This window comes from Pontibacter sp. E15-1 (assembly GCF_022601975.1).
GTDB lineage: Bacteria > Bacteroidota > Bacteroidia > Cytophagales > Hymenobacteraceae > Pontibacter.
The window spans coordinates 168,536-193,865 of record NZ_JAKVIR010000004.1 but is presented as its reverse complement, the minus strand read 5'-3'; the positions used below and the strand labels follow the sequence as shown (position 1 = coordinate 193,865).

At 53.9% G+C, this 25,330-nt stretch carries 18 protein-coding genes; 9 read left to right on the top strand and 9 right to left on the bottom strand.

From position 1 onward, the window contains the following. The first annotated feature begins 114 nt into the window (after nucleotides 1-114). The 3 genes from MKJ04_RS04435 (at nucleotide 115) to MKJ04_RS04425 (ending at nucleotide 3,361) form a co-directional block, all read left to right on the top strand. Complete coding sequence (locus MKJ04_RS04435) at nucleotides 115-963, top strand: hypothetical protein (protein ID WP_241639703.1); 849 nt, start codon at nucleotides 115-117, stop codon at nucleotides 961-963. Nucleotides 964-1,200: 237 nt separating this feature from the next. After that, on the top strand, nucleotides 1,201-1,815 hold the full coding sequence (locus MKJ04_RS04430) for a DapH/DapD/GlmU-related protein (RefSeq protein WP_241639701.1): 615 nt from the start codon (nucleotides 1,201-1,203) through the stop codon (nucleotides 1,813-1,815). Nucleotides 1,816-2,068: 253 nt separating this feature from the next. Beyond that, nucleotides 2,069-3,361 (top strand): outer membrane beta-barrel protein, encoded by a 1,293-nt coding sequence (locus MKJ04_RS04425; protein WP_241639700.1) that lies wholly within the window; start codon nucleotides 2,069-2,071, stop codon nucleotides 3,359-3,361. A gap of 278 nt (nucleotides 3,362-3,639) precedes the next feature. Here the strand turns inward: MKJ04_RS04425 and MKJ04_RS04420 are convergent, their stop codons facing one another. From MKJ04_RS04420 to MKJ04_RS04405, 4 genes are all read right to left on the bottom strand, one after another. Next, nucleotides 3,640-5,817 (bottom strand): carbohydrate binding family 9 domain-containing protein, encoded by a 2,178-nt coding sequence (locus tag MKJ04_RS04420; RefSeq protein WP_241639699.1) that lies wholly within the window; start codon nucleotides 5,815-5,817, stop codon nucleotides 3,640-3,642. Nucleotides 5,818-5,928: 111 nt separating this feature from the next. Beyond that, nucleotides 5,929-6,861, bottom strand: coding sequence for a ChbG/HpnK family deacetylase (locus MKJ04_RS04415; RefSeq protein WP_241639698.1), 933 nt, complete (start codon nucleotides 6,859-6,861; stop codon nucleotides 5,929-5,931). 47 nt (nucleotides 6,862-6,908) lie between these two features. Continuing rightward, the gene (locus tag MKJ04_RS04410; RefSeq protein ID WP_241639697.1) at nucleotides 6,909-8,084 is read right to left on the bottom strand and encodes an acyltransferase family protein; all 1,176 of its coding nucleotides are present in this window, start codon (nucleotides 8,082-8,084) and stop codon (nucleotides 6,909-6,911) included. 208 nt (nucleotides 8,085-8,292) lie between these two features. Beyond that, nucleotides 8,293-9,159, bottom strand: coding sequence for a creatininase family protein (locus MKJ04_RS04405; RefSeq protein ID WP_241639696.1), 867 nt, complete (start codon nucleotides 9,157-9,159; stop codon nucleotides 8,293-8,295). A 290-nt stretch (nucleotides 9,160-9,449) separates the two neighbouring features. Here MKJ04_RS04405 and MKJ04_RS04400 point away from each other — a divergent pair, with 290 nt between their 5' ends. The 3 genes from MKJ04_RS04400 to MKJ04_RS04390 all read left to right on the top strand — a co-directional run bounded on the left by MKJ04_RS04400 (nucleotide 9,450) and on the right by MKJ04_RS04390 (nucleotide 11,506). Then, the gene (locus MKJ04_RS04400; RefSeq protein WP_241639764.1) at nucleotides 9,450-10,211 is read left to right on the top strand and encodes a creatininase family protein; all 762 of its coding nucleotides are present in this window, start codon (nucleotides 9,450-9,452) and stop codon (nucleotides 10,209-10,211) included. Between the two features lie 165 nt (nucleotides 10,212-10,376). After that, nucleotides 10,377-10,838: a helix-turn-helix domain-containing protein gene (locus tag MKJ04_RS04395; RefSeq protein ID WP_241639695.1), complete on the top strand. Its 462-nt coding sequence runs from the start codon at nucleotides 10,377-10,379 to the stop codon at nucleotides 10,836-10,838. Beyond that, on the top strand, nucleotides 10,826-11,506 hold the full coding sequence (locus MKJ04_RS04390) for an IS630 family transposase (RefSeq protein WP_317246702.1): 681 nt from the start codon (nucleotides 10,826-10,828) through the stop codon (nucleotides 11,504-11,506). Before MKJ04_RS04395 ends, MKJ04_RS04390 begins: the two co-directional genes overlap by 13 nt. Nucleotides 11,507-11,667: 161 nt before the next feature. On the opposite strand, the gene MKJ04_RS04385 is transcribed toward MKJ04_RS04390, so the two are convergent. Then, on the bottom strand, nucleotides 11,668-12,195 hold the full coding sequence (locus tag MKJ04_RS04385; RefSeq protein WP_241639694.1) for a TlpA family protein disulfide reductase: 528 nt from the start codon (nucleotides 12,193-12,195) through the stop codon (nucleotides 11,668-11,670). A 206-nt stretch (nucleotides 12,196-12,401) separates the two neighbouring features. After that, complete coding sequence (locus MKJ04_RS04380) at nucleotides 12,402-13,169, bottom strand: NUDIX hydrolase (RefSeq protein ID WP_317246701.1); 768 nt, start codon at nucleotides 13,167-13,169, stop codon at nucleotides 12,402-12,404. Between the two features lie 119 nt (nucleotides 13,170-13,288). Here MKJ04_RS04380 and MKJ04_RS04375 point away from each other — a divergent pair, with 119 nt between their 5' ends. From MKJ04_RS04375 to MKJ04_RS04365, 3 genes are all read left to right on the top strand, one after another. Continuing rightward, nucleotides 13,289-15,220 (top strand): glycoside hydrolase family 3 protein, encoded by a 1,932-nt coding sequence (locus MKJ04_RS04375; RefSeq protein WP_241639692.1) that lies wholly within the window; start codon nucleotides 13,289-13,291, stop codon nucleotides 15,218-15,220. Nucleotides 15,221-15,531: 311 nt separating this feature from the next. Continuing rightward, nucleotides 15,532-17,049, top strand: a complete 1,518-nt coding sequence (locus MKJ04_RS04370) for a DUF1593 domain-containing protein (RefSeq protein ID WP_241639691.1) — start codon at nucleotides 15,532-15,534, stop codon at nucleotides 17,047-17,049. A gap of 110 nt (nucleotides 17,050-17,159) precedes the next feature. Continuing rightward, nucleotides 17,160-18,116 carry a sugar phosphate isomerase/epimerase family protein gene (locus MKJ04_RS04365; RefSeq protein WP_241639690.1) on the top strand — a complete coding sequence of 319 codons (957 nt, stop codon included), beginning with the start codon at nucleotides 17,160-17,162 and terminating at the stop codon, nucleotides 18,114-18,116. A 214-nt stretch (nucleotides 18,117-18,330) separates the two neighbouring features. Here MKJ04_RS04365 and MKJ04_RS04360 read toward each other — a convergent pair whose 3' ends face one another. The 3 genes from MKJ04_RS04360 to MKJ04_RS04350 form a co-directional block, all read right to left on the bottom strand. Continuing rightward, nucleotides 18,331-19,959 (bottom strand): AGE family epimerase/isomerase, encoded by a 1,629-nt coding sequence (locus tag MKJ04_RS04360; protein ID WP_241639689.1) that lies wholly within the window; start codon nucleotides 19,957-19,959, stop codon nucleotides 18,331-18,333. Nucleotides 19,960-20,101: 142 nt separating this feature from the next. After that, nucleotides 20,102-21,631 carry a RagB/SusD family nutrient uptake outer membrane protein gene (locus MKJ04_RS04355; protein ID WP_241639688.1) on the bottom strand — a complete coding sequence of 510 codons (1,530 nt, stop codon included), beginning with the start codon at nucleotides 21,629-21,631 and terminating at the stop codon, nucleotides 20,102-20,104. Nucleotides 21,632-21,663: 32 nt separating this feature from the next. Then, nucleotides 21,664-24,918 (bottom strand): SusC/RagA family TonB-linked outer membrane protein, encoded by a 3,255-nt coding sequence (locus MKJ04_RS04350; RefSeq protein ID WP_241639687.1) that lies wholly within the window; start codon nucleotides 24,916-24,918, stop codon nucleotides 21,664-21,666. Between the last annotated feature and the right edge of the window lie 412 nt (nucleotides 24,919-25,330).

Here is a 25,330-nt window from a genome sequence, read left to right as displayed (position 1 = left end):
ATGCTTTACAACCTTAAAATTTAAGAGCCTATGCCTTAAAAGGAAGACAAAAGTGAATTTGGGTAAGACAAGTTATACATCTATCTTTATGATATAAACCTTCTAACATAAGTTATGAAAATTACCCTATGGCGACTGGTATACTTTTATGCCTTTCTATTTATATGCACATCATGTGAAAAGAGTGGCGGAGACACTATAAAACCTGATGCGATAAAACCAGATGAACCTGTAAGGCCAGCTTGCCTCCTGACTGAAATCAACTCAGGGGACAGGGGCCAATCCAGTAAGTACTACTATGACGCCAATGACAAATTATTGAGAATAGAAAAGTTTAACAAAGGCTCAAATCAAGCGCCATACGCTATCACCATCACTTATGAGTATGACGCAAAGGGTAAAATTCTGAAAGCAAACTATGATTATGATGGCGTCCCGAAATATTATATCAGCTATGAATATGATGCTAAGGGCAGGCTTATAAAAGCGACTGACTATGTCTTAAACAACGTTCAGCACGACCTATACCGGTACGCTCTGTATGAATACACAGCTGCGTCCTTGGTAGCTAGGAAAGTGAACCACTTTGTATTTGGCGTTATAGGAAACACATCCGTAGGATCCGAAACCTACGAGTACAAAAATGGAGACGTAAGCAAAATACAGATGTATAGCAGCTCGGGCGTTGAAGCAGGTTCCATTGAGATCACTTACGATGACAAGGCGAGTATATACTCGTCGTTGCCACAGGTATATACTTCGCCTATAGCGAGTAGCCATAATATTGTTACCTACGAGTTGAAGGACACGAAAGGAAGCACAATTATCAACAATCCCTATTCGGTAAACTCATCCACCTACTCGTATGAGTACAATGAGCAAGGCTTCCCTATAAAACAGGTGAGAAAGGATTTCACCGGCAGGGTATTGGAAAAAGCATTGATCACGTACACGTGTAAATAACTGACTTAGGCCCCGATAGGCATATTGTATACCTCCTCCTTGTATACCTCCTGCTCCAAAGCTTGTATATATTTCGTTATTGGCAGCGAAAATTGTTCATAATGGATTCTGGCGAAGCCTTTTTTGAGCAGCATAGCAGCCCTACGGGGCGATAATAGGGTAACTCAGGTTCCTTTATGGACAATTTGCCGCCCAGAAGATGAATTTCAAACATGCACTTAGCTAAATAAGCCAGCCATGCACCCCTCCATCGACAGCTTCATCGCAGGCTTCTCCGCCGTGTTCCCTGCCCAGCAGCACGACCTGCCCTGGGAAGTGACGCAAAACCTGAAAGCCATTCTGGAAGCTAAAATCAGCGGCCTCGACGACAGCTATACCATCACGGAAGGCGTGGCGGTGCACCGGTCGGCTACGGTAGAGCGGCATGTTGTGCTGAAAGCGCCAGTTATCGTTTCAGAGGATTGCTTTATCGGGGCGCATGCGTACCTGCGTGGCGGCGTTTTCATGGGCAAGGGCACCGTAATCGGCACAGGCTGCGAGGTGAAGAGCAGCGTTCTGCTGCACCACAGCGCCGTGGCCCACTTCAATTTCATCGGCGACAGCCTGATCGGCAGCCACGTCAATTTCGAGGCGGGCGCTATCGTCGCCAACCACTTCAACGAGCGCCCCGACAAGCAGATTCAGGTAATGGCTAACGGTGTTCCCCTGCAAACCGGCACCGAGAAATTCGGGGCCCTGGTAGGCGACCGCAGCAAGATCGGGGCAAATGCCGTTCTGTCGCCCGGCACCCTCCTGGCCCCGGGCACCATTGTCGGGCGGCTGGAGTTGGTGGCCCAGGGCGCAGCCCAGTAATCTTTTCAGGGTAGCATTCGCTGCTATGCGACGCACGCAACAGGTATGCCGCATGCCCTCAAGGCCAGCTGCATAGGGTATACCCTACCGCCTCGGCCATACCCTGTGCAGGCTCCGTAAGCCACTACACCCGCACATCATACCCACCTCTAAGTGCGCTTCACATAAAAAACCAAGTATGGTATGTAAAAAAGCACATAAACTCAAGATGACTATATATATTTGCCGATACATACCTATATAGTATACTCTTATGAAAACAAATATCCTCCCCTGGCTTTTCTTTCTGCTCCTGCTTCCTTCCCTGGCAGTTGCCCAGTCTAATTACAAAAAAGGCTTCGTCGTGACCACAGCGGGCGACACGCTGCAGGGCTTTATCGATTACAAAGAGTGGGAGATTAACCCCAGGACGTTTTCCTTCAGCGCCAGTGCCAGCAACAGCGCGGCGCAGGAGTTTTCTGCCAGCAACGCCAGCTATTTCGAGGTTACCGGCTTCGAGGCGTATCAGCGGTATGAGGGGCCGTTGACCATGAACGAGGTGCACAAGGACAACCTGCTCTATAGCCGCCCGGACACGACTGTGCTCACCGACAGGGTATTCCTGAAAAAACGCCTGGACAACGCGATTGTAACGCTGTATGCCTACAAAGACCACATCAAACAGCGGTATTTTATTCTGGAAAAAGGCACGACACAGCCGCAGGAACTGATTTACAGGCGCTACTACAAAGACACAAACAGCCACCTGATTGTGACGCAGCAGTTTTACAAGGGACAGCTGATGATCCTGGCACAGAAGAAAGGCCTGCTCACTGACAAGCTGAAGCGCGAGATCGAAGCGGCTGATTACAGGGAGGTCGACTTAGAGAAAATATTGGGCAAGTTTAACGGACTGAGCAACGCGGAACTTGCAAAAGACAAGCGTTGGCAAGTAGGCGCCAGCTTTTTTGCCGGGGTTGCGCTGAGCAGAAGCGTTATGGAAGTAAAAGGCCGGCCTCCTTTTTCAGAATCGTCGGAAAATGCGCCCTCTTATGCGCCGCACGTTACGTTTGGGGTAGATGCGTTCGTAAACAAGCACGTCAGGAAAACGGTGCTACGGCTGGAGGTTGGCTTACAGAACGCTAGCTACCACATGGAAGCAACTGAGCAGATCTCTAGCTCCACGCGCTATGACCTGACCTACGACGTGACCATGCAAACGGCCTATCTCATGCCGCAGCTGCTCTACAACCTTTACAACAAAGATAACTTCAAGCTCTTTCTCGGGATCGGGCCATCGCTTAACTTTTCGAACTACTCCAAAAACATGTACCAGAAAAGGTATGTAAATCCAAACGTCGAAAACCCGTCCGTTTATAAACATGACGAGTACATGGATCTGCTTGGCTCCTGGTCTACTTACGCTGTCAGGGCGGGCGCTGTGATTGGGAAGCGGTATGAACTCTCTGCCATGTATGTGGCACCAGGTACCCTCTCCACCTATACCTTTTATAGTATAACGTCCGGCTCGATGAATATCGGCGTCAACTACCTGTTCAGAGACTAGTACATATCCAATTTAATTCCCAGAATCAGCGTTTGTTTTTGTATGAATAGAAACGGGTTTTATACCTCCTTTCTAATGCTGAATTTCTAATTTTTAATTTGGCGAAGCACAGGATATTAGCACGTCGGATTTTATGCCCATGTGCCCATCAGAGCATGTTTAAAGCGCGACGCTGCAACCTTCATGTATAGCTCCCCCCTTTCCATCCATACCCAACGCCCCGCTGCGGAGGCATGCAGGCAACGGCCAAAAAGCGATGAGGCAGTGTTCAGTTACGGCTACCGATTCCACCAATAAGTAAGCTTTAGGACCAGGGCACGGCTGCGGATCGAGAAAGGGGCGGGCAGGTAATTGTCGGTATACACGATGAACAGGTCGGAGGCCGGCTGGTAGCGCCACTGGAAACGGGCATTCAGGTTGAGGTTGTTGGCCTGCTCGTTATACTGCAGAAAGTTCGAGAAAAACAGCTTGTTCGTCAGGGTCACATTCACTCTGGAGCCCACCAGCCAGAACCTGGTGTCTCCCCAACGCTCCGGCAGGCGAATGTCGTTGTAGCTGGCGTTTGCCTGGATGTTGACGTAGGGCTGAAAGCGGTAGCCAACCTCCCCGGCCAGGTTCATCCAGGAGCCGTTCTCGTAATACTGCCCGAAGCGAGTGCTAAAGCCATAGGTAAAGGTATTCTGCGGCTTCGATGAAAAGTCTGTCCGTATGGCGTTCCAGTGGTGCCTGGTGCCGCGGGCAAGGGTATCGCGCCCGGAGTTTGTTGGGTCGAAGGGCTGCAACAGGCGCACATACTCATCAATCAGGATGGCTGTAAACGTGCTCTGCGACCGGAAATTGAAGGTATAAAACAGCAGGTTCAGGTTATCGGTCCGGTTCAGGTTGGTATCAAAGAAATAAGTGGTGCTCAGTTTGGGCCCATGGCTCAGCACAGGTCCGCCGCTCGGGAAGAACAAACGGCTGACGGACGGATTGACTTTGAAGTAGTTTCGGCGGGGCACAAAACCGACCTCGGCCGTAAAATCATCCCCCACATACTCTTCCTGAAGCTGAAAGGAATAGTGCCGGCTCTTGTACTCGAGGTTGGCCGCCTGCGCCAGGTCATTGCCCGATCTGTCCGGCGAAAAGGACTTGAGCACAAACGCCTTTCCGGTCCAGGCGTTGTTGGACGAGGCCAGGTTATACTCCAACCCGATGTTGCGGTTATACTGAGAGTAGGCTGATTTTAAGGTATCCCGCTCCGGATGATAGTCCAGCGACTCTTTGTTCACGAAAAGCAAGCCGATGCTGGAGCGCGCAAACACCCGGCGTTGCAAGGTCGCGATGGCAAAGTTCTGGGCCGGCAAGCCCGTCTCCTCCACACTGGCAGTCTGCATGTCCATAACCCCGATGCGCCAGTCCTGGTTGAGCTTACCGCTGAGGCGGGCACCAGCCCGGATGGGCACGCCAAGGCCAATACGGCGCGAGAAAAACGGCCGGATGGTAGGGCTACCAAAATTGCCGAAAAGGTCGCCGTTCTCCAGAAAAAACTGCCGTCGCTCCGGAAAGAACAGCTCAAAGCGGTCGAGGTTGGTGACCTGCCGGTCCACTTCCACCTGCGAGAAATCCGGGTTGATGGTCAGGTCCAGGTTAAGCGCCGAGGTAATGCCGATCTTCACGTCGGTGCCTACTTTTTTCTGGTAGGCGGAGGCCTCTCCCCTTTCATGGTTCCTGGAAACTCCGCCCAGCACATACGGAATCACGGAGACGTTGGCCCCCGTGGTTGGCGGCGGCTGGTCCCAGACAAGGTTGCCGGAGTAGGCCAGCGAGGCTGTCGGGAACTGCCGGGGCACAGGCGCCCAGCTCGATTTTTCTGTGGTCTTCAGGTCCAGGCGACTGAAGTTGATGCCCCAGCGGCTGATGCCTTTCTTATACCGAATGGTTGTGAAGGGAATGGCCATTTCGAACACCCATTTCTCCGGGTCGTTTTTCACTACCGACACCCACTTATTGTCCCAGTTCAGGTCCACGCTGCCGCCGCCATACATGGTGCCGTCCCACTGCGCACCGGCCGCGTTGGCACCAAAAGAAAAGCCGTTCGTCTGGTCGTCAAACGGGTCCATGAAAATCAGGAAATTGTCGTTCTTGCCAAACTCAAAGTCCCGGCGCAGCGACTCCACAACGTATGGCCCCGGCACGGCATGGTAGCAATGGGCAATCAGGTATAGGTTTTCATCGTCATAGGTCATCCTCACCTCTGTCCGGGACCTGGCAAAACTGGTATCCATGGGCAGCACCATGAAAAAATCCTTTGCCACCGCTGTCGTTTGCCAGGCCTCTTCGTCCATTATGCCGTCTACCTTGATCGGCAATATTGTTTTTTGGATCGGCAACTGGTAGGCTTCGTTCTTCTTTTGAGCCAGGGCCGGTAACCAAAGGAACCCCAGTAAACATAACAGAAGGCATTTTTTTGACATGATGCTTGATTGACGCTGTCCGGGGCTCGATTTTAGAGCAGGCGAAGCCAGGTAAGGATTGTGAAACTATTTTCCAGGCGATCGATGTGCGCACCGCCCTGTTGTAACCTGTTAAAACTTTTCAGCAGAAGCTTTCATTTTGTCTAGTCCACGAGCTTTAATTACGTCGCGGTAGGTTATCAGCGTAAACTTCCTGCCCACCAGCTTGCGGAACTCCGGAGACAGGAGCATGTCTAATTCTGTTTGCCGGTGCAGGCTAGCTTTGGGCTTGCCATCGTCCGTGTTCATTAGCTTGCTGTTCATGTCTACCAGTACGTCCATTTCCGGGCTCGACTGGGCCACGTGTATAATCACAAGGTTTGGGGTTTTCGGGCTCAGGTGATTGACGATACCCAGAAAATCCTGCTTTTTTGATTCTACAGGAATGCCCCACATATCATAGTATGCCTCTCCAAAGTAGGTGTCCTTGTTTAAGGTAGAGATGCCTAATTTATATTTCCGGGCAAGCTTTTCAGTCAAGGCCTTCAGCTCGGGGGTAGACAGCGCAATCCCCATATGCGGATCGATGTATGATATTCTGATACCGGAAGCCAGCGCCCTTTCTATTTGTGCCGTCAGTTCCTTTTCTATCTCGTCGAGGGTATAGTTGTTTTGCCGCAGCGCATCACCAGTGGGGAAAAAGTACCCCAGGCTATCCACCAGGCTTGGCACAGCAGACCGGCCCGTAACCGGCCCCCAGCGGTAATATTTCCACTCGGCGGTTAAAGTAAGGTGCACCCCTACATCTGCGTTCGGGTATTTTTTGAGTATGGCAACGGTTTCCTGGTACCAGGGGCAGGCAAACATAACCGAGGCGGAGAAAGGCATGCCTGTTTTGGCCAACTGTTCAATGGCCATGTTGGTCGCGTGGTTCATACCAATATCATCAATCCGCAACAGCAGTTCAGGAAGCTGATTTTTTGATTGCTGCGCCGAGGCCGTTTGCATGCAGCAAATAGCCGCACAGACCAACAGGAACGCCTTGGCAAGTTTTCTTATTTTCATGGATACACGTGTTTCTTTAAATGCGGAGCTCAAAACAGGCGCTGCCATTACACCTTTATGTATACCCGTTTCCTGTCCATCCAGTAGCCGATGGCCCACAGCAGCAGCATGTACGAGACGGCAAAAAGCAGCGAGGCATTGTTGGGCTGTAGCCACGACAGGTAAGCGTTGGTATACATCCAGCCGTTCAGCGACAGGCCCTCCACGCGGGTCAGGCTCATCAGGCGCACCAGCACCCCCGACATGGCATAGATAAAGAGCGGGTTGCGGCCAAACACCTCGAAGAAATAGGTCCAGCCTTTATACCCCGCCACTTCAATCACCAGCATCAATACGGCCAGTATACCCAAATCGAGGCCGATGGTATACAGCACATAAGAGCTCGTCCAGATCGGCTTGTTGATCGGAAAATAGAGGTCCCATACCAGTGCGGCGGCGGCAAAAACTGCGCCCGCCACGGCCAGTTTCAGCACGGTGCCCCGGTTGTTTCCCTGCCGCTGTATGTATAAACCCGCCAGAAAACCGCCAATCACGTTCACAACCGCTGGCAAAGTGCTCAGCAAGCCCTCCGGGTCGAAGGGCAGCCCGAAGCCCTGGTATAAATTTTTAGCCGGCAGCACCAGCAAATCAAACTTCAGGGCCGCGTTGCCCTCCAGGCTGTAAGGGTCCGGCTGGTTACCGAAGAAGTATAAGATTGCCCAATACCCAAACAGGGCGATGCCGCTGAAAAGAATGGCTCCTTTCACCTTGAGGTAATGCACCACCAGCGACGCGAATAAATAGCAAAGCGCAATGCGTTGCAGCACGCCCATAATCCGGATGCTGGAGAAATCGATCGGCACCAGTTCGTTGGCTTCATTGCGCGTCACGAAGGGGAAGGTGTTTAGCAGCAGCCCGACCAGGAAGATAAGGGCGGCCCGGGTAAGCACTTTCCGCAGGAATGCGCTGTCGGGCTGTTGCTCAAACTTGCGCATACTGAAACTCATGGCATTGCCCACCACAAACAGAAAGGTCGGGAATACCAAATCGGTGAGCGTGAAGCCGTGCCAGGCCGCATGCCGGAACGGGGCATAAATGTTTTGCCAACTACCGGGAGTGTTCACCACGATCATCAGCGCGATGGTCATCCCCCGCAGCACATCCAAGGAGAGGTAGCGCTGCCGTGTCGATTGCTGCAGCAGGCCATCCGCCGTGCCTGTGCTTGCCGTAAAGAGTTTATTCATACCGTCATATTTATGCTTTATACCTGATGCTTTTTCTTGACTGAGTTAGTTTGATGCTAGCTTGGTGAGCAATTCAGCTTATATGATTTACCCACCCCTGCCCCTCCGAGGAGGGGAATTACACGTTCCCGCTTGCTGGCGCTACCTGGCGCGGATTTGCAATCCGTGCCTTCAAATAAAGGAGGATTTATAATCCGACTAAATGCCCCTACTTCCCTCCGACTTTATCCACCTTATCAAAGTATTCTTTCTGGAGTTGCAGCGTTTTGGTATCGGCTTTCACGGCTTTCAGCGCCTTGGTCAACGCCTCCACTTTGTTGTCGGTTATTAATTTCCCCAGCTCCTTCGAGGCTTTTTCGGCCTCACCGGCATAGTGGTTCGGGAAGCTGGCATACCACCAGATACCGGTATACAGGTTGGGCAGCTCGCCCAGGCGCTTCTGGTTCTGGCCCGACTCCTGCGTGGCCCGCTCCTGCTTCACGAGCTCGGGGCGCAGGTATAGCAGCGAGGAGGTTTCGTTCTCGCCGCCGTGCATGTCGCCGGCAGGGTCGGTTTTGCGCACCTTGCTTGCCTTTTCCATAAAGGCCTGGTCCTGGGCCGGGTCGAAGAAATACACGGCATAGTCGCGGCGCTTCTCCAACTGCGACTGCACAAAATAGCGGAGCAGCTGGGGGTTGCCGCCGTGCCCGTTTACAATCACGATCTTGTTGAAGCCATTCCTGGCGATCTCCTCCACCGTGGCGTCCAGCAGCTCCCATACCAGCCGGCTTGGCAACGAGAAAGTGCCCGGCTGGTGGCGCGCCTCGTTTATCTGCCCGTAAAAATAATCCGGGAACACCACCGCATACTCGTTTTTGGTGGCGCGCGCCGACCACTCCCGCACATGGATCAGGTCGGATCCGATGGGGGCTTGCATCCCGTGCTTTTCCAGGATGCCGATGGGGAGTATACAGGTGCGGTTCGATTTCTCCAGCGCCTTCGGCCAGTCGCTGGCCGTCAGTTCGTCCCAGCGGGCCGGTATATCCTGGGCAAAACTTGTCGTGGCGCACAGCAGCAGGAACAGTAGCAATTTCATAGGCTCGGAAGTATGTAGTGTAGGTAAGACAATTTTATATCAAGATAGCTAAATCCTTTTATCCTTCCATAGTTTCCAAATATTTGTTAGTGATAAAGTTAAGCCGGGCAAAGAGACTTTCTTCCGGTGAGGCATGCTCCCCATACCTCCGGCAAAAAACACGGGCAACCCCTCCCTTTTCGCGATCTTATACTTATCTTCGGGAAAGCTCGCCGTATGCTATAAACGGCTGATTTACTATCGGAAACAGCTTTACAACAGCATCATACCTAAAACCTAAACGACACATGATGAGACCATACATCCTGGCAGAGACAAACTGGAGAGAGATACAGCAGCATACCTTCGAGGTGGCCGTTTTGCCCTGGGGGGCCACGGAGGCCCACAATTATCACCTCCCATACGCCACCGACATCATCGAGGCGGATCATATTGCCGCCGAGGCCGCCCGAAAGGCCTGGGAGGCCGGGACAAAAGTCATCATCCTGCCCACCATACCCTTTGGCGTGAACACCGGGCAAACCGATATTCTGCTGGACATAAACATGAGCCCCAGCACGCAGGCAGCCGTGCTGAACGATGTGATTGAGGTGCTGAACCGGCAGGGTATCCAAAAGCTTCTGATCCTGAACAGCCACGGCGGCAACGACTTTAAAACCATGCTCCGGGAGTTGGGACTGAAATACCCGAACATGTTCCTGTCGAGCTGCAACTGGTTTCAGGCGATGAACAAAAGTGAGTTTTTTGAGAACCCCGGCGACCATGCCGATGAAATGGAAACCAGCCTGATCCTGCACCTGCGCCCCGACCTAGTGACGCCACTGGAAGAAACCGGCGATGGTCACGACAAGAAACCGAAGATAAAGGCTTACCGCGAGGGCTGGGCCTGGGCAGAGCGCAAATGGACGCAGGTAACAGAAGACACAGGCGTGGGAAACCCCAAGAAGGCCACCGCCGAGAAAGGCGCACGGTTCTTCGAGGCCGTAACCGACAAAATGAGTCAGCTGTTCATCGACCTGTCGAAAGCAGATCTGGATGATTTGTATGAGTAAAAATCCAACCACCCCCTGCCCCCTCCTTGTCCAAGGCGGGGAGTTTTCGCAAGTGTAATAAAATCAATTTCTACGCTCTCTTTCCTAGAGAGCTAGTGCTCTACCAAATTAATTTATAGAACTAAAAGTGTTTTAAAAGCCTTTTACTGAAAAGCAAGAGGCAATATGGGAAAGCAATTAGATAAAGTAGAGTTAAGCGCAGCAGAGAAAGCCACGTTGGAAAAGCTCATAAACAAGGGCAAGCATGCTGCACGAAAAGTAAAGCGAGCGCAGATTCTGCTCCATCTTGACAAGGGCAAGCAGCCTAGAGCAATAGCAGAAGCGGTAGGCTTGAGCCTGGCCACGGTCTACAACGTGCATGGCCGCTTTCTGAAGGACAGGCTTGGGGCACTGGAGGAGAAGCCTCGCCCGGGCCAGCCCCGCAAGGTGACACCGGAGGTGGAAGCGGCCGTGACCCGCATTGCCTGCAGCCAGGCGCCAGACGGCCACGCCCGCTGGACCGTCTCGCTGATTAACGAGGAGATAGTGGAATTGGGTTATCAGGTGCACGATGAGTCGGTGCGCCTGATCCTAAAAAAAGCAAGCTCAAGCCCTGGCTCAAAAAGCAGTGGTGCATCGGCAAGATAGACAGCCGTTACCTGGCCAACATGGAGGATGTGCTGGACTTGTACGGGCAGGAAGCTGTCGAAGGCAGGGCCAGAGTATGTTTTGATGAGAGGCCTTGTCAGCTACTGGGGGAAGTAGTGGCGCCGTTGCCGATGAAGGAAGGCAAGCTAGAGAAGCAGGATAATGAGTACAAGCGTAATGGCACGGCTGTTGTTTTGCTGGCTTACGACATAGACACAGGCCAGCGATACGTGCAGGTAAGAAGGCGGCGCACGAAAGAGGATTATGCGCAGTTCATGGAGTGGCTGGCAAGGGAGCATTATGGGCATGCAGGGCATATAGAGCTGGTGCAGGACAACCTCAACACCCACAGCCACGGCTCCTTCTACGAGAACCTGCCTGCAGCCGATGCCAGAGAACTGGCCCGCAAGTTCAACTTCCACTTTACGCCAAAGCATGGGAGTTGGCTTAATATGGCCGAGATAGAGTTCTCGGTGCTGGCAAGAGAATGCCTCAACAGGAGGATTGGCAGCATAGAGGAACTGGAAAGAGAGGTGCTGATATGGTGTGAGAAACGTAACAGAAAAGCTGCTAAAATACATTGGAGCTTTACGGTCAACACCGCCAGAGTAAAGCTAGCTGAACAGTACCAGAAAGTAAACATAGATAATTATGTGTCTAATAATTAATTTGGGGAAGCACTAGTCCCTCACGAAGAAGGTAACAATCACTTTGATAAGCAGACTCCCCTCCTTGGACAAGGAGGGGTTGGGGGTGGTTGGACCCGGCATTGCGGAGTTCGGTCATTGCCAGGTTTCTCTCATCGTTCGAAATACCAGTATCGAGAAAACTAGAGCACCTGCAGAATCTGCTCGATCGGGGTTTCTCCGATAAACGACTTCACAAGGCGCCCCTCTGCTGAGTACACAAAGAGCGAGGGTGTCTGGATCGGGCCAATCTGGTCGAGGATATCGTTGACAGTGGCCGTGGCGAAATACACGTTCTCCTGGCCAGCCAGCTTATAGGTGTCGGCAAACTGCTGCTGCAATGCAAAGTCCGCGTCCGAGATAAAATACAGGGTATAGCCTTCGAAAGCCTGCAGGTTTTCCTGTATCTGGGTGGCTTCGCGCTGGCAGTGGTCGCAGTCTGGCTGGTACAGCACCAGGATGGTTTTGCCCTGCAGATTCTTGGTCATTACCCGAGAGCCGTCCATCAGCGAAAGCGGCATAGCGGGCAGGTCGTTGGATGCAGCTTGTGCCGGGGCCTGCATTGCTTCCACCGGTTGGTTGTTGGATGGGCTGTCGTTGAAAGCCCCGAAGTATATAAAAGCGGCCAGCGCTATTAACGATAGGACAGTGATGATGAGTAATTTTTTCATGTGATTTCAATGCTTGTAGTATATGCAACAGGACTTTCGCATCTAATCGAAACACAGAGCGAAAGCAGTCTGCAGCCTGCCGTTGTTGTGTGTTCTCACCAGCAACTTGTTGGTCAAAAGACGCAACAAGGGCAGCTTTGCGAAAGTCCTGTGCAAGATAACAAAACTTCACTCCCTGTTTAAGCGCTGACAAAAAGCTATAACCCCTACCACCCCTGCTGCAAACCATTCTCCAAAGCAACTGCATACTTCTCCTTATCAAACGAATAGTAGTACGGTGCTTTGTGCGCCACGCCTTGCTTGCGTTCTTCCAGGCGGTTCAGGATGCCATAGCCCAGCATCTTGCGCTGGAAGTTGCGGCGGTCCAGTTGCTTGCCCAGTATGGTTTCGTAGAGGCGCTGCAGTTCGGGCATCGTGAATTTTTCGGGGAGCAGGTTATACCCGATGGGCTGGTCGTTGAGCTGCTTGCGGAGTGTCTCCAGGGCTTTCTGCAAGATGTGCTGGTGGTCCATCACCAGGGCTGGCATTTCCTGAAAATCCCACCAGGCACAGGCCTCCGAGGTGGCGTCAGGTTGCGGCACGGCACCCGAGAAATCCACCAGGGCATAATACCCCACCGTGATGAAGCGCTGCAAAAACCAATGGGAATCGTCGGCCTGCACCCCCACCGAGCGCAGCAGGGCCCGGTTCAGTTTCCGGTTGGAGCGGGCAGGGTCGCCGAAGGTATGGAACTGCTGCAGAAAAATATTGCGGAGGCCGGTGCGCGACTGCAGCACCCGCACGGCAGCATCCTCCACATCCTCCTCCTTATACACAAAGCCTCCTGGCAGCGCCCACTTGTCAGCCGCCTTCATCTTCAGCAGCAACACTTTCAGCTGGTTGTCATGAAACCCGAAGATCACACAGTCCACCGAAAGGCCCGGCTGGAAAATCGCCTCCTCTTCATGCAACATCGTTCCTTCTTTTTCTTTCACGCTTGGTTGATTTTTGCGTCTGTTCAGACAAATATAACAGGCTGAAATGCAAAAAGACAGAAAATTTACCTACATTGTGTCACATCGACACACATCTAAACCCCTTAATAATCACATACATGGTTAAAATTACCCGATCCCGGCTTCTGAAGAGGTTCCCGTTGGCGCTCTTGCTAGCCAGCATGGCCTGCACCCACAGCCAGCCAACAGGCAGTAGCGACACGACCACGGCCTCAGCTCCGGCTGCGGCCACCAATTACCGCGACCTGAACAAGAACGGTCGCCTGGACGTGTATGAAGACAGTACCCAGCCGCTGGAAGCACGCGTTAGCGACCTGCTGGGCCAGATGACGCTGGAGGAGAAAGCGGGTATGATGTTCATCAACGGTACGTTTATCAACGACGACGGCACCATAGAGAAAACGCCTGAGACCAAGGGTATGGCTGCCCGTCTGCCCGCCGCGGCCGAGTCTATCAACGGCAAGCACATGAACCACTTCAACTTTTGGCAGGTGCCGGGCACGCAATCACTGGCCACAGGGTATAACGCCATCCAGAAACTGGCGGAAAACACCCGTTTGGGTATACCGGTCACCATCGCCTCCGACCCGCGCAACCATTTCAGCGAGAGCATTTTCTCGATGGAGGCAGGCGGCTTTTCGCAATGGTGCGAGCCCCTGGGCTTTGCCGCCATCGGCGACGAGGCCCTGACCCGGCAGTTTGCCGACATTGCCCGCCAGGAGTATCTGGCCGTGGGGATGCGCGAGGCGCTGCACCCGCAGGTAGACCTCGCCACGGAGCCCCGCTGGGCGCGCATCGGCGGCACGTTTGGCGAAGACGCGCAACTCTCGGCACGTATGGCCAAAGCCTATATCCTCGGTTTTCAGGGCGATGCGCTCGGGCCGAACAGCGTGGCCTGCATGACCAAGCACTTTTCGGGCGGAGGTCCGCAGAAAGAAGGCCTCGACCCGCACTTTGAGTTTCAGAAAGGGCAGGTATACCCCGGCAATAACTTCGACTACCACCTGATTCCGTTTGAGGCCGCCTTTGAAGCCAACACCGCCGCCATCATGCCTTACTACGGTGTGCCGACAGGGCAGACGGATGAGGAAGTGGCTTTCGCTTTCAACAAAGCCATCATCACGGGCCTGCTGCGCGAGAAGTATAAGTTCGACGGCGTGGTATGCACCGACTGGGGCCTGATCTCGGACGCGAACATGGGCACCACCATCTGGCCAGCCCGTGCCTGGGGCGTGGAGCAGCTCAGTGCCGAAGACCGCGTGAAGAAAGTGATTGACGCCGGCGTAGACCAGTTTGGCGGCGAAAGCGTGCCGGAACTGGTGGTGCAGTTGGCAAAAGCCGGCAAACTTACAGAAGACCGCCTGGATACATCCGTTCGCCGGCTGCTGCGCCAGAAGTTCCAGCTGGGCCTGTTCGACAACCCGTATGTGGATGCGGAGAAGGCGGTGGAGGTTCTGAGCACACCGGCCTTCAAGGCTGCCGGGGAAGCCTCGCAGCGCCGCGCTATGACGCTCCTCAAAAACGACAAAAACACCCTGCCGCTGCAGCCAGGAAAACTGAAGCTGTACGTGAAAAACGTGGATCCGAAAGTGGCCGCCCAGTATGGCACCGTGGTAGAAAACCCGAAAGAGGCTGATATGGCGATTATCCGCCTGAAAGCCCCCTGGTATCCGGTGGAGACGAAGAACCCCTTTGCGCTCGGTTTCCACCACGGCGACCTTGACTTTAAAGGCAAGGAGAAGGAAGAGATTCTGCAACTGCTCAAAACAGTGCCCACCATCGTGGACATCTACCTCGACCGCCCGGCTGTGATCCCGGAGATCAGCAAAAACGCCAAAGGACTGTTTGCTGATTTTGGGGCGAGCGATGCAGCGGTGCTGGACGTGATCTTCGGCAAGGCCAAGCCGGAGGGCAACCTGCCCTTCGAGCTGCCTTCGTCGATGGAAGCGGTGCGCAACCAGAAAGAGGATGTTCCCTACGACTCGAAAGACCCGCTCTACAAATTTGGCTTCGGGCTGCGGTATAAATAACTGATTGTTAAATGCACTGGAGCTATATGGTTGAAGAATATTGTCACTTCGAACGCAGTGAGAAATCTGGGGCACTTCACAAGTCCGCAGTATTTCAGATTTCTCACTGCGCTCGAAATGACAGCTTCATCCCTTAAATTGACGGTATCGGGGTTAGCGGGTGGCTATGTTTGAGCTCGTATTCCGTTAAGCTATACCAGCTTTCCATACCTGGTGAAAAGCATTTTTCAACGATTTAACCAGGCAGTCATTTTCCCCTTCATTACCGCATCACCTCTTGCTAAATAAAGAACAGAACCGATGAAAAATCGATGACACGACTGATCAGCACCTTATTAGTTTTAATGGTGACGCTATGGGCCGGAGCGCCTTTGGCTGCTACCGCGCAGGCAGTTGCAGGCAAGCCGCGCACCATCATCACCACCGACGGCGAGGTGGACGACGTGGACTCTTTTATCCGGATGCTGCTCTATGCCAACGAGTTTGACGTGGTGGGGCTGGTCTACAGCAGCTCGCAGTGGCACTATGCCGGCGACGGCAAGGGCACGCTGTTCACCTCCGAAATGCCGAGCACAAAGGAGCGGTATGGGGAGCGCACAGAGTTGCGCTGGCCCGGCACCACCTGGATGCAGCACTACCTCGACCTGTATGGCAAGGTATACCCCAACCTGCGGCTGCACGCCACCGGCTACCCGTCGCCGGACTATCTTCTCAGCCTCGTGAAGGTGGGCAACATCGCCTTTGAGGGCGAAATGGTAACGGATACCGAGGGCTCCGACTTTATCAAAGGCATCCTGCTCGACGACAACGCCAGTCCGGTATACCTGCAAATCTGGGGAGGCACCAACACCGTGGCCCGCGCCCTGAAATCCATTGAGGAAACGTACAAGGGTACGCCGGCTTGGCCGGAGGTATACCGCAAGGTGTCGGAGAAGGCTATCATCTACGCGGTGCTGGACCAGGACGCCACGTACAGCAAGTACATTGCGCCCAACTGGCCGGACATTAAGGTGCTGTATAATTCGGATCAGTTCTGGAGCTTCGCCTACCTGTGGCCCAACGTGGTGCCGGCAGAACTGCAGCCCTACCTGGGTGGCAAGTGGTTTGCCGAGCATATCCGGTTTAACCACGGCCCTTTGCTGGAGGAGTACTACCTCTGGGGCGACGGCAGGCAGATCGAAGGCGATCCGGAGCACACGCACGGGCAGATGGCCGAGGCGGCGAAGTACAGCCGCAGCCAGTATGATTTCATTTCTGAGGGCGACTCCCCGGCTTTCTTTTATTTGCTTGATGTGGGCCTGCGGAGCCTGGAGGATGCCGCGTACGGCGGCTGGGGAGGCCGGATGGTACAATCCAAAGAAAACCCCAACCGCTGGGAAGACGGCGAGCACGTGACAGACTACAACCCGTTCACGAAGAAAGCGGACACCACCTTTCCGCAGACGCGCTGGATCGACGTGCTGCAGCAGGATTTCGCCGCCCGGGCAGACTGGTGCGTGCTTCCCTACAAAGAAGCCAACCACGCCCCAACCGTAGCGCTCCGGCACCCACAGGACCTGGTGGTGAAGCCCGGCCAGAAAATAACCCTCCGGGGCACGGCCACCGACCCGGACGGCGACGCCCTTCGCTACCGCTGGTGGCAGTATGAGGAGGTAGACACCTATACCGGCAAAGTGGCCATTAAGCACCAAGACAGGCAGAAGGCATCATTCACCGTACCCAAAGACGCCCGGAAAGGCGAAACCATTCACCTTATTCTGGAGGTGAAAGACTCCGGCACGCCCAGCCTTACCCGTTACCGACGTGTCATCGCGACAGTTATACCATAGCTTGAGGTATAAATCACACGTAAAAATGCTACCTTACGCGTAGGTGCTTTATGCTAAACCATTTGCCAGCAGGCAGCATACCATTACTCAAAACTCCTTAAAACTTACAAATGTTAAACAGAAGACACTTTTTTAAGACGACAGGCGCCCTGGCTTTAGGGAGCCTGCTGCTGCCGGGCTGTACCAGCAGCGTGACCAACCAGGCTGAGGCTGACACCGAAGGCGCGGTGGCCGACAGCACCGCCGAGGCATACAAGAATTTGGCGGCTCCCGGCCTGCAGCTTTATACCGTGCGCACCCTCCTCGACAAGGACCTGGAGGGCACCCTGCAGCAGATCGCGGCCCTGGGTTACGTGAACATGGAGTCGGCGGCGGGTTCGAAGGGCCACTACTATGGTATGCAGCCGAAGGAGTTTGCCTCGCTGCTGGAGGGTATGGGCATGAAACTGCGCAGCAGCCACGTGCTGCTGGGCACGCAGCTGCCCGAAGAGGCTCCCCTACCCCCGGAGTTCCTGACGCTGACCAACGGCATGCAGCAACTGGTGGACATGGCCGCCGAGTCCGGGCAGAATTACCTGACCTGCGCCTACATGTTCCCGAGCGAGCACAAAACGATTGACCAATACAAGCGCGCCATCGAGCTGTTCAACAAAACCGGGGAGGCCTGCAAAAAGGCTGGGCTGGGGTTTGCCTACCATAACCACGACTTTGAGTTTGAGACCCTGGAGGGGCAGCGCCCCTACGACCTGATTCTGGCCGACACGGACAAGGACCTCGTGAAAATGGAGCTGGACCTGTACTGGGCCACCAAATCCGGCAACGACCCGGTGGCGCTGTTCGAAAAGCACCCCGGACGTTTCCCGATGTGGCACGTGAAAGACATGGACAACACCGAGAAGAAGTTCTTCACGGAGGTGGGCAACGGCACCATCGACTTTAAGCGCATCTTCGACAAGGCACAGGTCGCTGGGCTGGAGTACTACTTCGTGGAGCAGGACCAGACACCGGGCAACCCAATGGACAGCATCACGACCAGCTATACTAACCTGACGAAGATTATCGGGTAGTTTCCTTGCGTGACTTCATCTGCCTGGTTATACATCCAGGAATTCAGTTTTTAACTAAAAAGGCTCCCTGCGCAGGGAGCCTTTTTAGTTTGGGAAGGTGATATCACAACGTGTTTCTGGGCTTGGTTAGCACGCTGTCACCTTTCCGTGTTTCTGGAAACGCCTTAATCCGAAATACTGACTTCAGGCATCGCTTGCGGCAGAGTTCACCATCTCATATAGGCAGCGACCTGCTGGCAGCAGACTGATTGCCATGCAGGTCAACGGCCTTTACGGTAAGTTTTTTCCCTTTCAGTTGGCTGGCCGCTGGCATCGAAAAACTTGTGAGCGGCGTGAAGCCTACTTTTTTTCCGTCCAGGTATACGTTATACCCTAACATGTTGCCGTTGTCCATCGATTTGTCCCATTGCATGACCAGCGCATTCTGCAGCGTTTTGGCCTTCAGGTTTTGGGGTATGGATGGGGCCGCATCATCCGGGCGCAGGCGCTGCACCACATTTGCAAGTGCGCGGAACTGGTGATAAGAGGCCTTCCAGATCTGGGCTTTCAGGGCCGTTTTCTGCTTGGGCTCTTTGTCTATACCCCCCGGATACCAGTCGCCATGTTCGTGGTCGATGATGTACTTGTCGATATACTCCCACTGCTTTAAAAAGAGGTCGTAGTAGGGCAGCGCGTCGTTCGGGTATAGGTCGGACATCAGCAGCAGCGTGTTCAAGCCCTCGGCCTGCGCCCACCAGTTCTTCGAATCGCGGATAATGGTGATGCCGTCTTTCCCTTTAAAGTAGTAGCCGCCATCGTAAAAGCCGCCCACCGTATTGTCAAAACCGGTGCGGATGGTATGGTCGGCCATTTTCTTGGCGACCTGCATGGTTTTACTGTCGTGCTCCAGGCCCAGCGCATGCGAGGCCTCCAACATGAGGTAAGCCGTTTCGATGTCGTGCCCGAAGGAGACTTCGTCGAGGTGGTGGTTTTTCCGGATCACGTCTTCCGTCGAGTCGCGGAAGGAAACGGGCTTCCAGTCGGGGGTGAGAAAAAGCGTGAGGTAGCCTTTGTCGATGACAATGGTATCGCGCACCAGCAGCAGCATCTCCTGCAGCCGCTCCCGCACCAACGGATCTGGCCATACCTGGTATAGCTCCGTGAAAGCCTCCAGCAAATGGATCGAGCTGTTCTGGTCTTTATAGCCCACATCCGAGTCTGCCGGCGTCTGGCTGGTGCGCTGCACCGGCGTGCCGTCCTTTTCTAGGGCCTGGAAATAGCCTTTATGCACCGGATCGTGGCTATGCTGCTCCAGCCAAGCGAATGTTTTTTTGGCCAGGTTCAAGGCACTGGTATCGCCGGAAGCCTGGTAGTAGGCGGCCAGGCCATAGATGGCGAAAGCGTTTCCGTAGGCCGACTTGGCGGCCCCGCCATACCCCTGCCGGCCCTCGGCTTTCACGTTGCCCTGCTGATCGACCAGGGTATAAAAGCCGCCATTCGTTTTGTCCCACATCCTGTCTCGCAGAAAAGCCACGCCATGTTTGGCGCTGCTTAAATAGTATGCCACATCGGGGTATAGCTGCGCGGCTTTCGCGTTCGACCATATATGGCGCGCCTGCGTCACGATCATTTTGTCCTGCGGGCCTGTTTGCTTCCAGTCGTAGGTATAGGTGCTCGTAAAGCCTCCGTTTTGCTTGTCCACGGTTTGCGGATACCACTTGTTCAGCATCTCGGTTTTGATGGAATGCTCAATTTCTGCGGCAAGCCGTGCTCTCGCGCCATCCTGAACAGGCGGATGGAAAGCGGTGAAACACAGGGCGGTGGTTCCGGCAAGCAGGGCCAGGGCATTTCGTTTTAGTCTCATAAGGTTGCAGTATTCAAAAGTTCTTATCGTCTATCTCATAAAAACCGGCTGACAGAGGCCGGGCATTTTACAAAAAAGGGCTTTGTAGTACCTACATCGCCCTCTTCTGCAAAACCATCGACCCAAAAAATCAATCTACTGTTTAATAGCCCGGATTCTGAATAATGGTGGAGTTGTTGAGAATCACCTCCTGCGGGATTGGCAGCAGGTCCTTCCCGTTCGGGATAGCGATGCCGAATTCATTTTTCACATAATTGATATGCTCGCCGGTGCGTCTGAGGAGGTGCCAAAGCGACATTTCCCCCGACAGCTCATGCCTGTATTCTTTGATGATGGCGTCCATGAACGAAGTGGAGGCAGGCACAGGCCCAAGACCGGCGCGGTCCCGGATGACGTTATTCAGGATATCCCAGGCGGCCGCTTCGTCGCCGCTCTTGAACAACGCCTCCGCCTTGCTCAGCAGCACTTCGCCGTAGCGCATCATGATCACGTTCTGTCCGCCGAAGATCGTCTGCGGGTTGCCGGTGCTGCCTCTCACGTTCGGATCGCGCCAGGTTTTGGCGCTGTAGTAGCCGGAGCGCAGCCCGTCGGTGCCTTTCCAGGGCTTGGCTACCGTGCCTACCGTGTTGATGCCGCCAAACTGCTCCTGCACTTTCGGGTAGTTCTCAATCTCGATGGCAGGGCTTGGGTGCTCGTCGCCGGGGCCCAGCACCGTAGCGAGCTTCCGCTCGTCACCGGCTTCGAAAGAGGTATACAGCTTTGGATCGGCGTAAGAGTAGCCGAAGTTCGACACTTCCTCGGGCATATGGAAGCTGCTGAACCAGATGGTTTCGTTGGCATGCCCCCACGACTGGTCGGCGCCCTCCAGCAATTGCACCTCAAAAATAGACTCCTCGTTATTCTGGTTGCTGTATTCATGTATGTCCAGGAAGTTTTGCTCCAGCTGATACTTGCCTTCCAACTGGTCGAAGGTGGTCACTGCCTCGGCATACTGCTTCAGCCACATCTGCGCAGACCCCTTATAGGCGATAGCCGCCCCTTTTGTCGCTCTTCCCAGGTTCTCAGCGCCGAGGTTTTCTTTCCAGGGCAGCAGGTTGGCGGCCGTTTCCATGTCTGCCACTACTTGTACAAACACTTCATCCTGCGTGTTTCTCGGGTGGCGGCCTTCGTCAATCACGGTTTGCAATTCTAAAGGCACCCCGCCGAACATAGACGCCATGTAATAATAGAAAACGCCCCGCAGGAAGTAAGCCTCCCCAGTCAGCCGGTTGGCCAATGCCTCGTCCATTATACCCTCCTCCTGCATTTTTGCAATGATAGGGATGGCAGAGTTTGCGCGCGCGATCCCCTGGTAAGACCTGCGCCAGGCAATGTTCAGCGGGTCGAAATTGGCTGGTACCTCGTAGGTCTCGAAAAACACATCGGCCCCGTAGTTGTGGAAATCCTGCGACAGGAAGTTGGCCGAGTACCACAGCGACTTGTTCATGTAGTCCCCGTCATGGAAGGTGTCGTAAATGGCATTCACCAGCCTCACGCCGTCTTCCGGCTTTTTAAACAAAGAGTCCTCCGAAACACTCCTGCTATCCATTTCATCCAGAAAATCCTTGCAACTTAAAGGCAGCAGCATTGCCAGGCCAAGTGTAAGCACGTATATACTTTTTCTAAATTTCATAAAATCTGAATTTGTTGAATTACACCTTTAGATTAAAATGTCACATTCAGCCCAAGCCCGAAGAACTTCGACAGCGGGTAGGTACCCACATCCACACCTGCCATGGTCACGTTTCGGTTTCCGGTGTCCGGGTCTGCCACCTGCCCAATCTCCGGGTCGAGGCCAGAGTATTTGGTGAAGGTCAGCAGGTTCTGGGCGCTTAAGAACACCCGCACCTTGCTCATAAAGGCCCGGTTGGTTAAAGCAGTGGGGAGGGTATAACCCAACTGCACGTTACGCAACCTCAGGTATGAGCCATCCTCGACGTAAGCATCCGAAGGGCGCGTGTTGCCGTTGAGATCCGGGCGGGTTACCCTTGGGTATTCGTTCGAAGGGTTTGAAGGTGTCCAGCGGTTTTCATAGTATTCTACCCCGATGTTCTGCAGCCCTATACCCCCTTGGGTCGCCCCGAAGTTCTCCAACACCCGCTTGGTATAATTGAAAATATCGTTGCCGACAGAAGCATACCAGAACATGTTGAAATCGAAACGCTTATAGGTTGCATCAAAGTTAAGGCCGCCGAAGAATTTAGGGATCGGGCTGCCAATGATGGTGCGGTCGGCAGTGGTGATGCGTCCGTCTCCGTTCAGGTCCTTGAACCGGCGGTCGCCGGGCACCGTGGCGGATGCCTGGTAATAGGTATCAGCCCCGTTCAGCTCGGAAGCCTTGGTATTCAGCGCATTAATCTCGGCCTGGGTCTGAAAAATGCCATCGCTCACATATCCATAGAAAGCGCCCACCTCGCCGCCAACCTCAGAACGGCTGAACTCTACCCAAGTGTTGCCTCCCACATTCGGGAAGCCCAGGCCACCGATATTGCCAATGGCATTCAGGCCGTCATATAAACTCAGAATCTTGTTGTTTACCGTGGTGAGGTTTGCGCCTATCCCATACTGAAATGCCTTTTCAGCCTCGCGGTACTCCAGACCCAGCTCTAAGCCAGTGTTCCGGATACTGCCCACGTTTCGGGAGGCCACCGAGAAGCCCGTCTGCGACGGCACGGGTATATCCAGCAGGAAGTCGCGCGATTCTTTGATGTAATAGTCTGCCGTGAAAATGACCTTATTGTTCAGAAAGGCGGCATCCAGGCCGATGTCTGTCTGCACGGAGGTTTCCCATTTCAGGTTCGGGTTTGGCAGGCTCAGCAACACAATGCCCTCCTGGTATACCTTGTTAAACGGGTACCCATTGTTGGTAGCAGACAACTGGTTCCCGCCTGTGCCATACTGGCCCAGATACCTGAATGGCGCAATGCCGCCCTGGTTACCTACCTGCCCATAGCTCGCCCTAAGCTTCAAGTCGCTCAAGGCGTTCACGTTCGCCATGAAGGATTCGTTCTTGATGCGCCAGGCCACAGAGGCCGACGGGAAAACGCCATACTGGTTATCGCCCGTGAATTTTGAGGAGCCATCGCGCCGCACGGTAGCCGTGAACAGGTATTTATCCAGCAGGTTGTAGCTGACCCTGCCGAATTGAGACGCCAGCGAGTACGTAACCTGGTCGCCGTAAATGTTGTTGATCGTCAAGACGTTGTTCAGGTTCCGCAGCTCATCGCTGATCTGCCCGAGCCCGCCTGCGCCAATCCGCCGGAAAGTGTTCTCCTGGAAAGAGAAACCGCCCACAAAGTCGATGCTGTGTATGCCGAAGCTTTTGGTATAGGCCAGCGTGTTCTCCCACAGGTATTCGGAGCTGTTGTTGGCGCTTTGCGAATAGTTAGACTGGGTAAGCGCCGGCGCCCTGTTGTGCGACGGCGTGAAATAGTAGCCGGAGTAGTCGCTTACGTTCACCCCGAAGTTCGTTTTAACCCGGAGCCCATTTATAATGGTTGCTTCGAGGTAGGCAGAGGCCAGCAGGAAGTTATTGAGGTTTTTCTGGTCCTGCGTTTCGATCTGCGCCACCGGGTTGTCGAGGTAGTTTACCGCTGTGTTGTTTTTGGTATAGTACCCGTAGTTGCCGTTCGCATCGTTCACCTCGTCCGTCAGCGGGTTGCCAGTTATGGTAGGTATGAGTTTGGTGAGCGTGCCTATTCCCACACCGGCGTTCTGCCCGCCCGTGCCCAGCGGAATTTTGCTGTTGCTGCGGGTATACTTGATACTGGAAGAAGCCTTCAGCCAACTTGTAGCGTTGTAGTCTACGTTTAAGCCGGCATTATAGCGCCGGTACTCCGAGCCCAGCACAATGCCTTTCTGGTCTAAGAAGCCCAGCGAGAAGGAGGATTGCACTTTCTCGCCGCCGCCCCGCACAGCAACGTTATAGTTCTGCCGCAGGCCCTGTCGGTAGAGTTCGTCCTGCCAATCGATGCTGCGCAGCGCCGAAGGATTGCTCCATTCTGGTAGTGCCGCAAATTCATCTGGCCCCGACCGCTCCAAGGCCAGGGTCGCAAACTGCTCCGCATTCAGCAGGTCGTAGGTCTTCGGCTCCGTCTGGAGCGAGGTTAGGGCATCCAGCGAGATCTGCATCTCACCGGCCTTTCCGCGCTTGGTCGTGATGATCACCACGCCGTTGGCAGCGCGGTTCCCATAGATGGCCGTGGCCGAGGCATCCTTCAGAATGTCCATCGAGGCGATGTCGGAGGGGTTGATGGTGTTGATACCGCCCGTGATCGGGTAACCGTCCACCACGTAAAGCGGATCGTTGTTACCGAAGCCACCTATTCCGCGGATCTGCACCTGAATACCGGCACCCGGCGAGGCATCGTTGTTGGTTACCTGCACCCCGGCGGAACGCCCCTGCAAAGCCTGATCTAAGGTGGTAACCGGCGTTTTCTCAATCTGAGCAGCGCTTATAGAGCTGATCGCGCCCGTCACATCTTCCCGCTTCTGCGTGCCATACCCCACCACCACCACCTCCTGCAGGGCCTTGGTGTCGTCAGCCATGGTTACGTTTACCACACCCGGCCCAGTAAAGGCTTTTTCCACCGTTGTGAAACCGATGAAGGAAAACACCAGCGTACCGGCCTGTTCGGGCACGTCTAGAGAAAAGCTGCCGTCGACGCCAGTAGCGGTACCGCGGGTAGTGCCTTTCAGCAGCACGGTTACCCCAGGCAGCAGTTCGCCGGAAGCGGACATAACCTTGCCTGTAACAGACCAGTCAAAATAAGCGTTGGCATTGCCGCCTTCCGGAACGGTGTGCCGGGCATTTCCGGATTCAGGAGAAATAGCTGGCGCCGCTACCGCCTGTGCGCTAAACGCGCCCACCACGGCCAACCCACATAATACCTTATGCCACCTTTGCGTTCTTTTTTTCATAGAGTCGATGATATTTGTTAAAGAATAAAAACTGTTTTCTGCTTAAAATCTGAAAGAGCAACTGGCGCTGGTACTCCTGCCGCACCGCTGTTTTCTGCCTTGCCACACCCACCTGCTGACTCGGAAAGGTGCAATTTTATACCCCAATTCTAAAAGCCATTTTGTATAGGTCTTCCAACACCACAACATCATCGGTCACTTATCGTGATTGCCCACTAAAAACTGTATTAAAGATATTAACTCGCATCAACCCATAAACATTTTTGTAGTTTTTAGCCTATAATTTGATAAAATAATACCAGAATTAAAATTTCACCAAGTACTTTGTAATCAGGATGGTAAAATGTTTTAGCAACATGAGCAGACCGCCACATCAAACAGTTGGTTGCACATCCACATGCCTCCTTGGAAA

Coding starts and splice junctions, on each gene's coding strand:
- MKJ04_RS04435 (WP_241639703.1), top strand. CDS start 115: ATGAAAATTACCCTATGGCGACTGGTATACTTTTATGCCTTTCTATTT.
- MKJ04_RS04430 (WP_241639701.1), top strand. CDS start 1,201: ATGCACCCCTCCATCGACAGCTTCATCGCAGGCTTCTCCGCCGTGTTC.
- MKJ04_RS04425 (WP_241639700.1), top strand. CDS start 2,069: ATGAAAACAAATATCCTCCCCTGGCTTTTCTTTCTGCTCCTGCTTCCT.
- MKJ04_RS04420 (WP_241639699.1), bottom strand. CDS start 5,817: ATGTCAAAAAAATGCCTTCTGTTATGTTTACTGGGGTTCCTTTGGTTA.
- MKJ04_RS04415 (WP_241639698.1), bottom strand. CDS start 6,861: ATGAAAATAAGAAAACTTGCCAAGGCGTTCCTGTTGGTCTGTGCGGCT.
- MKJ04_RS04410 (WP_241639697.1), bottom strand. CDS start 8,084: ATGAATAAACTCTTTACGGCAAGCACAGGCACGGCGGATGGCCTGCTG.
- MKJ04_RS04405 (WP_241639696.1), bottom strand. CDS start 9,159: ATGAAATTGCTACTGTTCCTGCTGCTGTGCGCCACGACAAGTTTTGCC.
- MKJ04_RS04400 (WP_241639764.1), top strand. CDS start 9,450: ATGAGACCATACATCCTGGCAGAGACAAACTGGAGAGAGATACAGCAG.
- MKJ04_RS04395 (WP_241639695.1), top strand. CDS start 10,377: ATGGGAAAGCAATTAGATAAAGTAGAGTTAAGCGCAGCAGAGAAAGCC.
- MKJ04_RS04385 (WP_241639694.1), bottom strand. CDS start 12,195: ATGAAAAAATTACTCATCATCACTGTCCTATCGTTAATAGCGCTGGCC.
- MKJ04_RS04375 (WP_241639692.1), top strand. CDS start 13,289: ATGGTTAAAATTACCCGATCCCGGCTTCTGAAGAGGTTCCCGTTGGCG.
- MKJ04_RS04370 (WP_241639691.1), top strand. CDS start 15,532: ATGACACGACTGATCAGCACCTTATTAGTTTTAATGGTGACGCTATGG.
- MKJ04_RS04365 (WP_241639690.1), top strand. CDS start 17,160: ATGTTAAACAGAAGACACTTTTTTAAGACGACAGGCGCCCTGGCTTTA.
- MKJ04_RS04360 (WP_241639689.1), bottom strand. CDS start 19,959: ATGAGACTAAAACGAAATGCCCTGGCCCTGCTTGCCGGAACCACCGCC.
- MKJ04_RS04355 (WP_241639688.1), bottom strand. CDS start 21,631: ATGAAATTTAGAAAAAGTATATACGTGCTTACACTTGGCCTGGCAATG.
- MKJ04_RS04350 (WP_241639687.1), bottom strand. CDS start 24,918: ATGAAAAAAAGAACGCAAAGGTGGCATAAGGTATTATGTGGGTTGGCC.